The 15,225-nt window shown below is 68.7% G+C and carries 8 protein-coding genes; 2 read left to right on the forward strand and 6 right to left on the reverse strand.

Annotated features, from left to right (window positions below; genetic code table 11):
* Positions 1 to 2: 2 nt before the first annotated feature.
* From DL519_RS17625 to DL519_RS17640, 4 genes are read right to left on the reverse strand one after another with little or no spacing between them, the layout of a single operon-like run.
* A complete protein-coding gene (locus tag DL519_RS17625; protein ID WP_190816391.1) occupies positions 3 to 1,214 on the reverse strand; it encodes a cytochrome P450 in 1,212 nt (403 codons plus the stop codon).
* Complete coding sequence (locus tag DL519_RS17630) at positions 1,211 to 3,058, reverse strand: Gfo/Idh/MocA family oxidoreductase (RefSeq protein WP_190816393.1); 1,848 nt, start codon at positions 3,056 to 3,058, stop codon at positions 1,211 to 1,213. The genes DL519_RS17625 and DL519_RS17630 overlap by 4 nt, the downstream gene beginning before the upstream one ends.
* Positions 3,055 to 4,149 (reverse strand): saccharopine dehydrogenase NADP-binding domain-containing protein, encoded by a 1,095-nt coding sequence (locus tag DL519_RS17635; protein WP_223839167.1) that lies wholly within the window; start codon positions 4,147 to 4,149, stop codon positions 3,055 to 3,057. Before DL519_RS17635 ends, DL519_RS17630 begins: the two co-directional genes overlap by 4 nt.
* Positions 4,146 to 9,602: a non-ribosomal peptide synthetase gene (locus DL519_RS17640; RefSeq protein WP_190816395.1), complete on the reverse strand. Its 5,457-nt coding sequence runs from the start codon at positions 9,600 to 9,602 to the stop codon at positions 4,146 to 4,148. The genes DL519_RS17635 and DL519_RS17640 overlap by 4 nt, the downstream gene beginning before the upstream one ends.
* A gap of 209 nt (positions 9,603 to 9,811) precedes the next feature.
* Between DL519_RS17640 and DL519_RS17645 the strand changes: the two genes are divergently transcribed.
* Positions 9,812 to 11,446 (forward strand): (2,3-dihydroxybenzoyl)adenylate synthase, encoded by a 1,635-nt coding sequence (locus DL519_RS17645; RefSeq protein WP_190816397.1) that lies wholly within the window; start codon positions 9,812 to 9,814, stop codon positions 11,444 to 11,446.
* Positions 11,447 to 11,454: 8 nt separating this feature from the next.
* Here the strand turns inward: DL519_RS17645 and solA are convergent, their stop codons facing one another.
* Both solA and DL519_RS17655 read right to left on the reverse strand, forming a co-directional pair.
* Complete coding sequence (solA, locus tag DL519_RS17650; protein ID WP_190816399.1) at positions 11,455 to 12,606, reverse strand: N-methyl-L-tryptophan oxidase; 1,152 nt, start codon at positions 12,604 to 12,606, stop codon at positions 11,455 to 11,457.
* A gap of 16 nt (positions 12,607 to 12,622) precedes the next feature.
* Entirely contained in the window at positions 12,623 to 13,699 is a 1,077-nt protein-coding gene (locus tag DL519_RS17655; protein WP_190816401.1) for an LLM class flavin-dependent oxidoreductase, read from the reverse strand.
* Positions 13,700 to 13,970: 271 nt separating this feature from the next.
* Here DL519_RS17655 and DL519_RS17660 point away from each other — a divergent pair, with 271 nt between their 5' ends.
* Complete coding sequence (locus tag DL519_RS17660; RefSeq protein WP_190816403.1) at positions 13,971 to 15,218, forward strand: DegT/DnrJ/EryC1/StrS family aminotransferase; 1,248 nt, start codon at positions 13,971 to 13,973, stop codon at positions 15,216 to 15,218.
* The last annotated feature ends 7 nt before the right edge of the window (positions 15,219 to 15,225 follow it).

Raw genomic sequence — 15,225 nt, forward strand, 5'->3', positions numbered from 1 at the left:
CATCACCAGTCCACCGGCATCGATTCGAGGCCGAACGTGGCGGCATCGTGCTTGAAGTCCAGCTCCGCGAGCGGCACCGCCAACCGCAGGTCCGGCAGCCGGCGAATGATCGTGCCCAGCGCGATCTCCAGTTCCAGCCGCGCCAGGTTCTGCCCGATGCACTGGTGGATGCCGTAGCCGAAGGCCATGTGGTGCCGACCGGCCCTGGACAGGTCGATCTCGTCGGGTGCGCCGAACACCTCGGGGTCGGTGTTGGCGGCGCCGAGCAAAGCGATGATCCCGTCCCCGGCCGGGATTCGGGTACCGGACACGTCCATGTCGCGGGTCGCCACCCGAAGTGGGATCGAGTCCGCGATCGACAGCACCCGCAGCAGTTCCTCGACGGCGTCGGGCACCCGGGACGGATCTGCACGCAGGGCCGCCAGCAGCTCCGGGCGTTCCAGCAGCAACAGCGTGCCCAGGGCGATCATGTTCGTCGTGGTCTCGCGTCCGGCGATGATGGTGATGCCGATCGTGGACAGCACTTCCTGGCGGGCGGCCTCGCCGGTCAGCAGGTGGTTGACCACCAGCTTGGACAGCAGGTCCTCGCCGGGGTCGGTGGTGCGGCGGTCGACGAGCTCGCCCAGCATGCGGAACATGTTTCCCAGGGCGGCGGTGACCTCCTGCTCGCTGCTGTTGCGACCGCCGGAGATCCTGGTGACGTCGCGGAAGAATTCAAGGTCCTCTGTGGGCACCCCGGCCAGCTCCAGCACTGTGGACGTCGACACCGCGTTGGCGAAGGCCGGGACGTAGTCGGCCGTCGGGCCGGCCGCCTCCATCTCGTCGATCAGGCGGTCCACGGTGGACTGGATGCCCGGTCGCATCGACTTCACCCGCTTGACGGTGAACTCCGCCTGCAACATGCGGCGGTATCGGGTGTGCTCGGGCGGGTCGGTGCGGATGAAGGGCCGTGACTTCGCGGCGGCCTCCCGTTCACCCAGACCCAGTGCGGGCAGGTTCTCGTGCCGGGCATCGGCGCTGATCGACGGGTCGGCGAGCACGGAGCGCACATCGTCGTAGCGGGTGAGGATCCACGCCTGCTTGCCCGTGGGCAGGGTGACCCTCGCGACGGGTTCGTCGGTGCGCAATGCGGCGTAGGCGGCGGGCTGGGTGAAGGGGCATTCACGGCGGATCGGGAACTGCCGCGGCGTCTCGGTGGTGTTCTGCTCGGTCATCGGTGAGTCTCTCCGGTCTGGGGAGTGAGAAGGCCGATCGGTGTCGACCCGGTGGCGGACATCGGCTTCATCGTGAGCCCGGCGCTGCGGGCCTCGGCTGCGACGACGTCCAGGCCGAAAGCACGCCAGTCGTAGGAATCGCCGACCTCGCGGACCAGATTCGGGCCGTCGTGCACCCGCCAGGTGGTGTGCATCCGCACGACGTCGTCGGTCTCCGGCTCAGCCCGGAACCACCACTCGTAGCGCTGGTCGCCGATGGTCTCGGTGGCCAGTCGGGTTTCGGGCACGGACGTTGGACGGGCCATGCTCATCAGTTCCACGACGACGACACCTCCGGGTGCCAGTCGGGCGGCCAGGTCGTGCCACAGCCGGATCCGGTCGGCGGCCGGGAGATGCCCGACGACCCCGCACACCACTGCGGCGGAAATCCTGTCCGGAAGCGTGAGTTCCTGCGCCCGCTCGGCAGTGACCGTGACCCGTGACCGCATGTCCTGGTCGGCGAAAACGCGGCTGGTGAGCACCGCACGCATGTTCGCTGCCGGTTCGCTGGCCAGGATCTCGGCACGCGGGTGTGCGCGGGCCATCGCGATGGTGAGCAGTCCGGTGCCTGCACCGACCTCCACGATCGGACCGACATCCGCGTCCATACCGGACAGTGCGGCGAGCACGGCGGGGGCGCTGTGCTCGCGGACGTGGTTCGCGGCGGCCAGGTCGAAGAACTCAGCCGTCGGCGAGTAGGACTCCACCTCGGCCGGTTCCGGCTCCACATCGGTCAGCTCCGCGACCGCCAGTACCTCCGGTTCGTTCGGCCGGACGACCTCTGGCGGGCCGAGCCGACGCGCGACGTCTGCCCAGACCCGGTTGACCGTGATGTCGTACTGCCCGGCCTTGAGCGGATCCGCACCCTCGGTGATCGCCGCCCGCATCTCCCGCAACGCCCGTCCGATCGCCTCCGGCCATGCCTTGTCGAACACGTCGTGGAACGAGCCCGCCTCGCTGCCCGGCACGATCGATGTGCTGGGCAGCCGGGTCGACGGGCCGTCGAAGACCAGCCGGTGGTCCGCGTCGCGGCGGGCGTGCATGCGCGGGCTCCACAGCACCGGGCCGTGCGTGTCGGCCAACGTGAGCACGCCGCCTTCGGCGGCCAGGGTGATCCGGTGCCACAGCAGGGCATGGTTGTCGCGGTCGGCGGGGTCGAGCTGGTTCTGGACCCGCAGGGAAACCGGCACTCCGCAGATCACCATCGACAGCGAGCGCAGCGGATGGTGTCCGCCTGCCAGCACCGCCAGTTCGTCCGGTGGCTCCACCGGATCGGCCACGCGCCACGGTCGGATCCCGCCCAGTGCGCGCCCAATCACGTCGATGAGCGGGTAGAGCACGTGGATCGGAGTGAGCGCGTCGACGAACAGGGGCCGTTGGCGTGCGCGCAGCCGTGTCGCCGCGTCGATGAACGTCTTGACCGGTCCGACGTGTGGGTAGTGGGAGTTGACCCGGTACTGCACTCCGCGTTTGCGCGCCAGCTTCAGGCAGGCGCTGAGCTCGTCCAGGTGCACCGGGTGTTCCTGCATGACGTGCAGGCCGCGAGCGATCAACTCCTTGGCCAGTTCGGTGCCCGCACCTCCGGAGATGGCCGAACCCACGACGACGCATGCCAGATCGATGTCGTCGGGAAGCGCCTCCACCGCGTCGTAATGCGGCACGCCTTCGCGCTCGGCCAACGCCCGCGAGGCGGCGCCGCCCCGGCTCAGGATGCCCGCCAGGGTGAATTCGGGCTCCAGCGAACGCAGGGCCTTCACGTAGAGGCGGCCGAAGTTGGTGCCGCACACCACGACCCGCAGCGTCACAGCACTCCCTCCTCGGTGTCGGACTCGTCGGCGATCGAGCAGACGTCACCGAGACCCGCGACGACCTCCGCTGGATCGAGTACGTCGCACGCGAAGTGCCCGCCCGAGGGAACCGCGCCCTCCAGCACCGCGAGCACGGTCAGCGCGCCCACGGTGGCGGTGAGCCGATAGCTGCTGGCGGCACGCAGCACCACGGTCCGCTCGGTCGCTCTGCCATCGACGAGCCCGGTCATCGCGAAGACCATCAGGTAGTACTCCTGACGTCCGGCCAAATCGAGATCGGCCGCGCGGACCATCCGCTCCGCGATCTGCTCCGGCGGCGTCGCACCGGCGGTCAGCGACGGCAGGGAGCTCAGCAAGGTCCAGGTCTGTCTTCCCGGCCAGACGTTGAGCCAGTCCAGTTCGCTCAGCCGAAGCGACTCGGCGAGCCGGATGCTTTCGCTACTCAGGATCGGTTGCAGCGCAACGGTTCCCGGGAAGTGCGGCGCCTCGGCGTGCTCCCGGGCGGTCAGCGCCCGGGAGCGGACCCGTCCGTCGCGCCAAGCCGCCAGCGGCTCGCCGAACGCTGCCCCGTCCGCACCACCGGTCTCCAGCGACAGCATCATGTCCACCGCCACCACCGGCGAGCACCGCTCCAGACCGCCGACATGGGCCGACAGGGTCCGGGGCCGGTCGAAGCCGGCGGCCAGCCAGCGCGGGAGGATGCTCGACAGCCCGGGAAGTGTCCCGGCGGATACCACCGCGACCCCGTCACCATCGAGAAGTCCCTTGGCGCGCAGTCCTTCCAGCACCGGGTCGTCCCCGGCGACGTCGATGTAGTGGGCGCCTGCGGACAAGGCCGCGACCGCGACCGCATCCTTGAGGCGATAGGTCGGCCCCGCGCAGTTGAGGACCACGTCGCAGCCCGCGCAGAACTCCGCGAGGCTTTCCCGGTCCTCGGCGTCGACCCGCCGCACGTCTGCGCCGGACAACGCCTCGACGCGCCGAGCACCAAGGCGCAAGCGCACTCCGCCGAACTCACCCAGTGCCGCGACAGCGGCGCTGCCGACCGCACCCGACGCGCCCAGCACTCCTACCATCGGGAGGTTCATGCGATGACCGCCCCGTTCGTGAGATCGGTCAGCAGCTTGAGCACTCCCGGCGAGTGCTGCACGGACAGGCAGCTGAAGTGATCGCCCGCGATGTCGACGATCTCCAGGTCGCCCAGGGTCAGCTCCTCCCAGTGCTCGGTGACCGCGGCTTTGCTGCCGGGGAACGGGTAGGCACCGCTGTGGCGCAGGAACGTGATGTCACCGGCGTAGGGCTCGGGGTCGTAGCGGGTGATCGCGAAAACGCTCTGCCGGAAGGTCTGGAACAGCCTCATCATGTGCTCGGGCTCGTACATGCCCGCCGACGCGGGCACCGCCTCGCACATGCGCGTGATGCGTTGCAGCCGCGGTATGTCCGCGAGCGTGCGGAAGCTCTCTCCGATGTCGGCGAATTGCCCGGTCAACTCGGCGAATCCGCCCTCGCGCATCACTCCTGGCGTGGCCGCCAGCACCTCGGCCGCCGCGGCGGCCACCCGGTTCTCGTCCGCCGGGAAACCCAACGCGCGCGGGTCGATGCCCATCATGACCGCGAACGAGTACTCCGAGAGGAGTTCGTCGTCGAGGCGGAACCGCGGGCTGTGGCTGCTGATCACGGTCAGCGACTCGACTTCGGCGCCCGCCTCTGTCAGGCCGCGTGCTATCTCAGTGGCCAGCAGACCGCCCAGGCAGTACCCGACGACGTGCAGCCTGCACGCGCCGGAGTCGAGCAGAGCACGCACGTAGTCGGCGGCCGTCACCTCGATCAGTCCATCCGGATCGGCGTCGAGGAAAGCCTGCAGGTCCGGGATTTCAAGCGCGGCCACCATGGCGTTGCCCGCCGACCGGCGGCGGATCTCGGTGATCAGCGACCGGTAGGGCATCGCGGTTCCAGTGCCCGCGTGCACCAGGACGGTGACCGGGTCGGTTCCCGACCCGTGCAGGCGTACCAGCGGTGAGGACTTCACGCTCATCGGTGCGTCCTCACCGATCCCGCCGGCGCGGGTGACTCCGCGCAGATACGCGGCGAGCGCCGCCACCGTCGGCTTGCGCAGCATGTGCCGCAGCACGACTTCCCATTCCAGGCTCATCACGTCCGGCACGCGCTCGCGGAGCAACCCGACGAGCCTGGCCACCAGCAGTGAATCCCCACCCAGCGCGAAGAAGTCGTCGTGTCTGCCGACGTACTCGCGGTCGAGCAGTTCGGTCCACAACGCGGCGATCTGGCGCTCGGTCGCGTCGACCGGCTCCCCGGACTCGGCCGCCTGCGACCCGCCGTTGCCCGCCGAGGGCAGCCACGACAGCATCGTCGCCCGGTTCACCTTGCCATTGCCCGTCAACGGCAGCGCATCGACCAGCTGCCAGTGCCCGGGAACCATGTATTCGGGCAGCATCCGAGCCGCATGCCTGGCCAACTCCCCGGGGCTCAGCCGGTGGCGATCGGTCTTGAGCCGGGTCAGGAACAGGTGCTGACCTGCCTGGTGCAGCGGGCTTTCCCGGCCGGGAAGCACTGCGGGCTCGGCCCCGGCCTCGGCGAGCAGGCTCGACCACTGCTCGGCGGTGAGGAACGACTGCCCGCGCTCGGCACGAACGTCGTGGTACGGCCCGTTGCGCACCTCCATGAACTCCATGGACACCTGCAACGCGCAGTTGTCGTCGCGAGTGTTCTCCAGCAGCACCAGCCAGCCACCGGGTACCAGCAGCTCACGGACCCGCGCCAGCGCCACGGTCGCGTCTTGGGTGTTGTGCAGGACGTTCGCACACACGACCACGTCGTAGGTGTTCGGCGAGTACCCCTGCGCGCGGATGTCCTTGCCGACGTCGAACCGCCCGTAGCGCACCCACGGGAACTCGGCGAACCGCTCGCGCGCTTCAGCGAGGAAGAACTGCGAGGGGTCGGTGAAGGTGTACTCGACGGAGTGCTCGGCCAAAGCGGGCACCAGGTCGGCTGCCGTTCCCGCCACACCGCCCCCGATCTCCAGCACCCGCAACGGTTCATCGGAGAAGTGCTGTTCGGCGATGGCACGCACCCCGGAAATGACGGCCTGGTTGAGGTGCTGCATCGCCAGGTTGTCCCGGTATGCGGCTTCCATGGCGTCGGAGGGCGCGCCCGGGTACAGCAGCGCACGGATGTCCAAGTCCCCGCTGAGGAGACTGTCGAGGGAGTCGACGCAGGTGCGAACCGCATCGACCAGGTCGCTGCTCCACCCGGCGCGTTCCTGCGCGGACTCCACCCGCTGCCACGCCTGCTCCCACTCCCCTGCTTCCGGAACTACCAGTCCGGTGAACCGGCCGTCGGTGGTCTGGGTCAGCCGGCCGTGCGTGACCAGCGACCGCAGCCAACGGTCCAGAACGTGTTCGTTGACCGCGCTCACGCGCATCCTCTGCCGGATCTCCGTGCTGTCGTGGCTTGCACCGTCATCGAACAGGCCCCCGTCGGACAGCGTTCGCGCCATCGCCACCAGGGCCACATCGTCCATCGCCTTCAGGAACGCCGCCAGCACATCCCGATCCACTGTGGACTCTGACTGTCGTGCCGTTTCCATCGCGGCGGCCACCACATCCGCCGCCTCCGACGGGTCGTCCTCGACCAACGGGGCGGGTTCGACGACCGCGGCCAGGCGCTGGCCGTCCACGACCACCGCGGCCGAGGCCACTCCGGGATGCTGGAGCAGGGCGGACTCGATCTCGGCGAGTTCGATGCGGTAACCGCGAATCTTGACCTGGGTGTCTTCCCGACCCAGGAACTCGATGTCGCCGTCCGGTAGGTAGCGGCCGAGATCGCCGGTGCGGTAAAGACGCCGCCCGGTCGCGGGGTGGTTCACGAAACGTTGCGCGGTCCGGGCCTCATCACCGAAGTAGCCCATAGCGACCCCGGTTCCGCCGATGTAGAGCTCACCCACGGACCACTCCGGACAGTCCCGCAGGGATTCGTCGAGCACGTGGAAGGTCTGGTTCGCCAAGGGTTTGCCGTAGGGAATGCTCGGTCGTGCGGGGTCCACTCCTGCGATGGGGTGGTGGATAGACCAGATCGCACCCTCGGTCGCCCCGCCGAGGCTGACCAACCGCAGTTCGGGCAGCAGTTCGCGGATCGCGTCGGGCAGGGTGACCGGAATCCAGTCGCCGGACAGCATCGCCAGCCGCAGGCCGGGCAGGGGTTGCGGTGCCGACCGCAGGTAGTCGTGCAACATCTGCATCTGCCCTGGGACGGAGTTCCACAGCGTCACACCGTGTTCGGTGACGAGTTCGGCCCAGTGCGAGGGGTCGCCCCTGCGCTGGGCGTCGGGCAGCACCAGCGTTGCGCCTACCGCGAGCGGCCCGAAGATGTCGTAGACCGACAGGTCGAAACCGAGCCCGGCCAGGCCGAGGACCGTGTCGCCCTCGCCCACGTCGAAGCGGTCGTTGATGTCGGCCACCGTATTGCGCGCCGCGCGGTGGCTGATCATCACACCCTTGGGACTGCCAGTGGAACCGGACGTGTAGATGACGTAGGCCAGGTCGTCAGCGGCCGTTCCGGACACCGCTTCCTCGGTGGAAGTCCGTTCATCGATGACGAGGACTTCGGCCCCGCCGCCGGGATCCGCGGCATCGACGAGCCACGGCTGGGTGAGCACCAGGCGCACTCCGGCGTCGGCGAGGATGGCCGCCCGGCGGGCGGCGGGCTGCGCGGTGTCGACCGGCAGGTAGGCACCACCTGCCAGCAGGGTGCCGAGCACGGCCGCGACCTGCTCCCAGCCCTTGTCCATCACCACCGCGACCGGCTCGGCGGCGCCGACTCCGGCGGCGCGCAGCCGGGCCGCCACCGACCGCGCCCGGCCCGCCAGCTCGCCGTAGGTCACCGCTGCACCAGGCGTCCGCACGGCGATCGCGTCCGGGGTCCGTTCCGCCTGGGCCATCACCGGCTCGTGCAGCAGCCCGCCGGGCAGCGCGGTAGCGGTGTCGTTGACGACACATCGCCGTTCCCGCTGGTGCGCGGGCAGTTCCACCGCGTTCGCCCGGTGCAGGACCCGCTCGTCCTCGGCGATGCGCCGGACGAGGTCGACGTAAGCGGCGAAGGCGTCGTCGACCAGGCCGGGCGGCAGCACGCCCTCGCGGGTGTCCCAGGACAGCGCCAACCGCTCGCCGCGCGGCATCACCTGGCAGTCGATCCAGACCTGCGGTGTCTGACTGATGGCGTAAGTGACCTCACCGCGCGGGACGACCGCCGTGACCGGGGTGTCCATCGTGCTGGTGAACACCACCGGCATCAGCACCGGTTCGCCACCCGCTCGCCGGGACAGCTCGCCCAGAACCTCGCTCCCGCTGAACAGCGGGTGTGTGAGGTCTTCGAGCAGCTGCGCCGACAACGCCGCGGCCCTGTCTGCGAGGCCGACCTCCTCGGTCAGGTCCACGGCCAGCAGTTCCACTGAGGTGAAGTCACCGACCAGCTTGGGCACGTCGGGGTGCAGGTCCAGCCGCTGGAAGGTCGGGATGTTGAGGGTGAACCGCCGTCCCCGGCTCCACCGGCCGATGATCTCGGCATAGGCCGCCAGCAACAGCGCCGACGGGGTCAGCCCGACGCCGGCGGCGCGTTGGCGCAAGGATGTCCACTGTGCCTCGGACAGTTCGTCCTCAAGCCTGCGGAACCGCACGTCGCCGTCCGTAGCCGCCAACGCCCACTCCGGAGCGGGCAGCTCGGGCGCGGGTGGGATCGCCTCCACCCGCCGCATCCAGTAGTCGCGATCCCGCCGGTACTCGGCGGAGTCAGCCCTGCCGCGCCGGGCCAGCAGGTAGTCGCGGAACGTCAGTGAAAGCGGGGCGAGCTCACGCTCCGGATCGGTGTAGAGCTGGTCGAACTCGGCGAGCAGCAACTGCACGCTCGCGTAGTCCACGATCAGCAGGTCCAGGGACAGGTGGAGTACCGATCGGCGATCGCCCCGGGTGATCCGGACGGTGAACAGGGGCCATCGATCGGTCTCTGCGACCCGGTGCGACAGCTGCGCACGCGTGGCCATGACCGCCTCCTCGACCGCTGCGTCCTCCTGCCCCCGCAGGTCCGTCACCGCGATGCGGTGTTCGGGCACCTTTTCGAGCACCACCTGGTAGCCCTCGTCGTGCACCACGGCGCGCAGCATGTCGTGCCGGGTGATCAGCGCGTCCCATGCGCGCTGCGCCCGGTCCGGGTCGAGGTCCGGGTAGGTCAGTTCCACATAGGCATGGCAGGCCACGCCGCCGTACTCGTAGAAATCACCACGTCCGAGGAGATAGGCGGCTTGCAGGTCCGACAGCGGAAACGGCTCGTGCCGTCCGCCGGAGTCGTGCTCGATCGCCCCGGTCGGCGCCGACAACCGTTCGACGATGGCCTGCTTGTGCTGCCGCAGCAGGGACTTCCGTTGCTCGGTGAGGGTGCCGCGCGGCGCGCGGAAACGAAGCTGTCCTGCTTCGACCCAGAACACGACGCCGTCGCGTTCAAGTGCTTTGAGTAACTCCCCAATGTCCATGGTGCCCCGTTCTCGCGCCCGGTCGCACCCTGCGTCGTTGCGCAGGCGGCGAACCGAATTCCAGTGATTCCCGCAACAGGCGGGTCCATTCCAGCAGTTGAGCCGTCAAACTCTATTGCGAATGAATATCATGTTCGATAAGGCTATCAAACCAGAAGTGGACGCCCCTTGGCCAGAGCACGCCGCTGGCCCGACCCGAAGGACAACGGATGACACAGGACTGGCCGGGCTGGCCCGACACCGACGCGGATCGCTACCGAGCCGCTGGATACTGGGCGGGCCACACCTTCGACCAGCTGCTCGCGAGCTGGGCAGTCGAACACGGCGACCGCACCGCGCTGGTCGACGGCGAGCGCAGGTTCAGCTACGCCGCGCTGGACGCCGAGGTCGACCGGATCGCACGCGGACTGCGCGGCCTGGGCGTCACCCGGGGTGATCGCTTCATCGTGCAGCTGCCCAACATCGCCGAATTCGTCATCGGCTGGTTCGCCCTCCAACGCGTGGGCGCGGTCCCGGTGCACGCGATGCCCGCGCACCGAGCAGCCGAGATCGAACACCTCGCGCGGCTCTCCGGAGCCGTCGGCTACTTCGTCGCCGACCGGCACGCGCGGTTCGACTACCGCGAGCTGGCCGCAGAGGTCCGCAAGTCGCGGCAGGACTGCGCCGAATCGCTCAAGCACGTCATCGTCGTCGGCGACCCGGGTGAGCACGACTTCGTCTCCTTCGCCGACCTGGCCGAGCGCGGTGGCCTCGCCCCCACCGGCCCCACCGCCACCGGCACTGCCGATTCCGGCGATCTGGCGCTGTTGCTGCTTTCCGGTGGCACGACGGGACTTCCCAAGCTCATCCCCCGCACCCACGACGACTACGCCTACAACGCGCGCGCCAGTGCCGAGGTCTGCGGACTGACCCGCGACTCGGTGTTTCTCTCGGTGCTTCCGATCGGGTTCAACTACACCTGGTGTTGCCCCGGCGCGCTGGGCACCTGGTGCGTGGGCGGCACGGTGGTGCTCGCACCCAACCCAAGCCCCGAGACCGTGTTCTCGCTCGTGGAACGGGAGAAGGTCACCATCGCGGCGGTGAACCCGCCGCTGGTGCCCTACCTGCTCGCCGAGTACGAGGCGAACCGCCCGGACCTGAGCACGCTCGCCCTGCTCCAGGTCGGCAGCGCCCGGCTGGCCGACGACCTCGCCCGCCGCATCACGCCCGAACTCGGCGTGCCGATCCAGCAGGTGTTCGGCATGGCCGAGGGTCTGCTGAACTACACCAGGCTCGACGACCCCGACGAGCTGCGGTGCACCACCCAGGGCGTGCCGCTGAGCCCGGACGATGAGATCCGCGTCGTCGACGAGCAGGACAACCCGGTACCCGACGGGGAGCCCGGCGAACTGCTCACCCGAGGCCCCTACACCCTGCGCGGGTACTACCGGGCGGCCGAGCACAACGTGCGTTCGTTCACCCCCGACGGCTTCTACCGGACCGGCGACCTCGTGCGACGGCTGCCCAGCGGCCACCTGATCGTTGTCGGCAGGGTCAAGGACCAGATCAACCGCGGAGGGGAGAAGATCCCGTCGACCGAGGTGGAGGGGCATCTGCTGGCTCACCCCGCGGTCAAGGGCGCTGCACTGGTCGGCCAGCCCGACGCGGTGTTCGGCGAGGTCCCGGTCGCCTTTCTGGTCTGCGACGGGCAGCCCCCCACGTTGCGCGAGGTCACCGCGTTCCTCAAGGAGCGCGGGTTGGCTCCTTACAAGCTGCCGACCCGGCTGGTCCTCGTCGAGGAGTTCCCGCACACCGCGGTCGGCAAGATCGACAAGAAGGTGCTCGCCGTCCGGCTGGACTCGTGACCGCATGATCAGCCGAACCTGTCGGGGTCGCAGAAGGCGAGGTCGTACGAGGGTGGACGTCCCATGACGAGGTCTGCGACCGCCTCGCCCACCCCGGTCGCGTGCTTGAAGCCGTGGTTGTTGCAGCCGCCCGCGATCACCAGTCGGGGATCGCGGCGCGGCCTGCCCAGCAGGAACTGGTTGTCGGGGGTGCGGGTGTACATGCAGACCGAGACCCTGGCGGGAACTTCCCGCACCCCCGGCACCGCCGTGCGCAGCCGCTCGACCAGCAGATCCCAGTCCTCGGGCGAAACGGACCTGTCGAAAGCCTCCGGGTCGATCACCGGGAACCTGCCGTCGGAGTCCTCCAGGCCGAGCTTGACCAGGCCGGTGTGTGCGTTGTTCCACGGCAGGATTCCGTGTCCCCAGACGCAAACGCCGTCGTCCAGCTGGCGCATGAACACCGGAAGCCGCTCCAGCGCGAACCGTTCCCGGTCGGCCATCGGCTCGAACCAGGTCATCGGCATCCGGACCGTCTCCACCGGAAGCTCGTCCACAAGGGATCCCAGCCAGCCACCGGCGGTGACCACGACCTGCCGGACGCGCAGGTCGCGCACCGGTGTGGACACCACCGCGCCGTCGGCGACCAGTTCGATGCCGGTGACCTTGGTGTCGGTGAACACCCGCGCCCCGGCGGCCTCGGCGAGCTGCACCGCGGCAGCGATCGCCCGTTCCGGCCGGATCAGCCCGGCGCCCTGCTCCCACACTCCGATGTGGTGGTCAGGCAGCCCGGCGTGGACCGGCATCCGATTACGCAGTTCCCCCGAGTCCCACACCTGGACTGGCAGGTCGTGCACCCGCGAGGCCGCCAGCGTTCCGTCGATGATGTGGCCGTCACGCGGTCCGATCAGCAGCCCACCGGAGGAGTCGATCAACGGCTGTCCCGCCGAGGACTGCAATTCGTGCCACAACTCCAGGGAACGCCGGGCCAACGGGACCAGGCCAGGATGTTCCAGGCACGCGGTGCGGAACATCCGGCTGGTGCCCCCGGAAGAGCCCATCGAGTGCCCCGGCGTGAACCGTTCGATCCCCACCGCCCGCACCCCACGTCTGGCCAGCGTCCACAGTGCACACGATCCCCAGGCCCCGAGCCCGACGACCGCGACGTCAGCGTCGAACATGCTTGCCGCCTTCCGCTCAGACCGCCGAGGTGGCGATACTGGTGAACCGGGGAGCGACCTGCTCGGCGAACAACCGCACCGCGGTGCGGGCATCCGGCAGTGGCAGCGCGCCTGGGTTGAGTTGGAGGCTCAACGTCACGTCGTCGCCGAACCACTCGGCGACGGTGGCCACCTGCTCTCCGACCTCGTCCGGCGTTCCGGCGAACACCTTGTTGTCCGCCAGGCTTTTGTCGAAGTCGTACTTGGCCACCTTGGCCACGAGCTGTTCGTACCCCGGGTAGTCCGCACTTCGGGTCTGCCCCCACGAGGCGACCGCGCCGGTCATCTTCTCGATGTAGTTGTGCTCCCAGCGACGGGCCTGCTCCAGTACCCGCGCGCGGTCCTCGCCCAGGTAGCAGGTGTATTTGATCTGGATGCGCGGCGGTTCCTGGTGGCCCGCCTCGATGCGGGCCTTCCGGTAGATCGCCAGCATGTCCTGAAGACTCTCGCGCGAGGTCACGGTCGGCACGACCTGCAGGTGGTAACCGGCGCGGCCGGCCGCCGCGCACGACTCCGCGCTCGTGGTCGACGCCACGAAGATCGGTGGATGAGGGCTCTGGTACGGCCGGGGCAGCATGGTCACTGGCCCGAAGGCCGCCCACTCGTACTCGGAAACGACGTCGTCTTCCGTCCACAGTCGACGGCAGAGTTCGACCCCTTGGGCAAAGCGCGAGCGGCTCTCGCTCATCGGCACCCCGAAAGCGGCGAACTCCTCCGGCAGGAACGCCCGGCCGAACCCGACGTCGAGCCTGCCGTGCGAAAGGTTGTCCAACATCGCGAGTTTGCCGGCGAGCTTGATCGGATGCGTGAACGCCGGGACGACCGCGCCGGTGGTCACGCGGATGCTCTTGGTGGCGGCCGCGATCGCCGTCAGCAGGGTGACCGGGTCCGGGCTGTAGCCACCGTAGGACGAGAAGTAGTGCTCGACGACCTGCACGTGCTCGTAACCCGCGGCGTCGGCCAGGCGCGACAACTCCAGGCACTCGTCGTAATAGGTGCTCGGCGACTTCTCGTCCGGGCCGATCACCGGGAAAAAGGTCAACCCGAACCGCATAAAGGCCTCCATTTCGCTCAACTCGGCGCGCAATCGCACCGCCCCCTAAGCCGTAGTTAATCCACCCCGAGAAGAACTGTCAAGGAGTCTTATAGAAAAATTTTAAGCCCTCAATTTCAAGAGGGGTCATCCTATTTTTTTTGACGACTCCCGGAGGATTTTAGACTCTGACATATGCGAATTGTTGCATCAATTTGCAAAGCCAGAGTTGATCGCTATTCTCGATCCGGAAACAGTTCGTTTTTACGTTGCCACCCATGCAGGAGCCGATATGCTCGACCGCACCTACCGCGTTGACTTCCCAACCCGGGGAAGCAAGCTGGGCGCCGCCGAAATCGCGGCTCTCACCAGCCTCGTCAGCTCCGGAGCGCCGCTGAGCTCCGGTATCCACCGCGACCGGTTCGAAAACGGGTTCCGCGAGCACATCGGGTCCGCGCACGCGATGTCGGTGACCAGTGGAACGGTCGCCCTCGAATTGGCGATCCATTTGTTGGACCTGCGCCCCGGCGACGAGGTGATCGTCACCCCACAGACCTATCAGGCCACCATCGCACCACTGCTGAACCTCGATGTCGAGGTGACCTTCTGCGACGTCGACCCCGACACCCTGAACATGGATCCGGCGGTCCTCGAAACGCTCATATCCGAGCGGACGGCAGCGGTTCTGCTGGTGCATTACGGCGGATGCCCGGCGGAAATGGACCGGATCACCGCCGCCGCGCACGCCCACGGCGCGGTGGTCGTGGAGGACTGCGCGCACGCCCTGGGCGCGAGCTACCACGGCCGCCGCCCCGGTGCACTGGCCGACATCGGCTGCTTCAGCTTCCACAACTCCAAGAACCTCACCACCCTGGGCGAGGGCGGCATGATCACCTTCGACCGGGACGACTGGGCGTACCGGCTGGAATGCCTGCGTTCCAACGGAGTCGACGGCGTTACCCGCCCCGTCCGCGGAACCCGACCGCCGGCCCTGCTGCCGTGGATGAAGTACGCCGACGAGATCTACTCCAGCGAGTACACCGAGGTGCTGCGCGCGGGAACCAACGCGACCCTGTCGGAAGCCGCTGCGGCCGTCGGCTCGGTCCAGCTTGGACGATTACCGGAATTATCCGCTCGCCGCGCGGAAATCGCGCACCGACTCGACGAGGCACTGGCCCATGCGGGCGCCGGCGCCCGACCGCACCACGCACCACCGGGAACCGAGCACGCCCACCACCTCTACACGTTCTTCGTCGACTCGGGTGCGCCCGACCGCGAACGGCTGGTCCGGTCGCTGGACCGGCACGGGATCGAGGTCCAGCTGCGCTACTTCCCGCTGCACCTGACGCCCGAGTGGCGGGCACGCGGGTATCGGGCGGGCGCGTGCCCCGTGGCCGAGAACAGCTGGTTCGACCGCCACGTGAACCTGCCCTGCCACCCCGGTCTGACCGATGCCCAGGTCGACCGGCTCTGCGCGGTCCTGCACGAGGAACTGACCTCGCCCGGCCGTGCTTTCCATTCCAGCCAACCGATTTCCTGAGAGGTCT

Source organism: Saccharopolyspora pogona, from assembly GCF_014697215.1.
GTDB classification, from domain to species: domain Bacteria; phylum Actinomycetota; class Actinomycetes; order Mycobacteriales; family Pseudonocardiaceae; genus Saccharopolyspora; species Saccharopolyspora hattusasensis.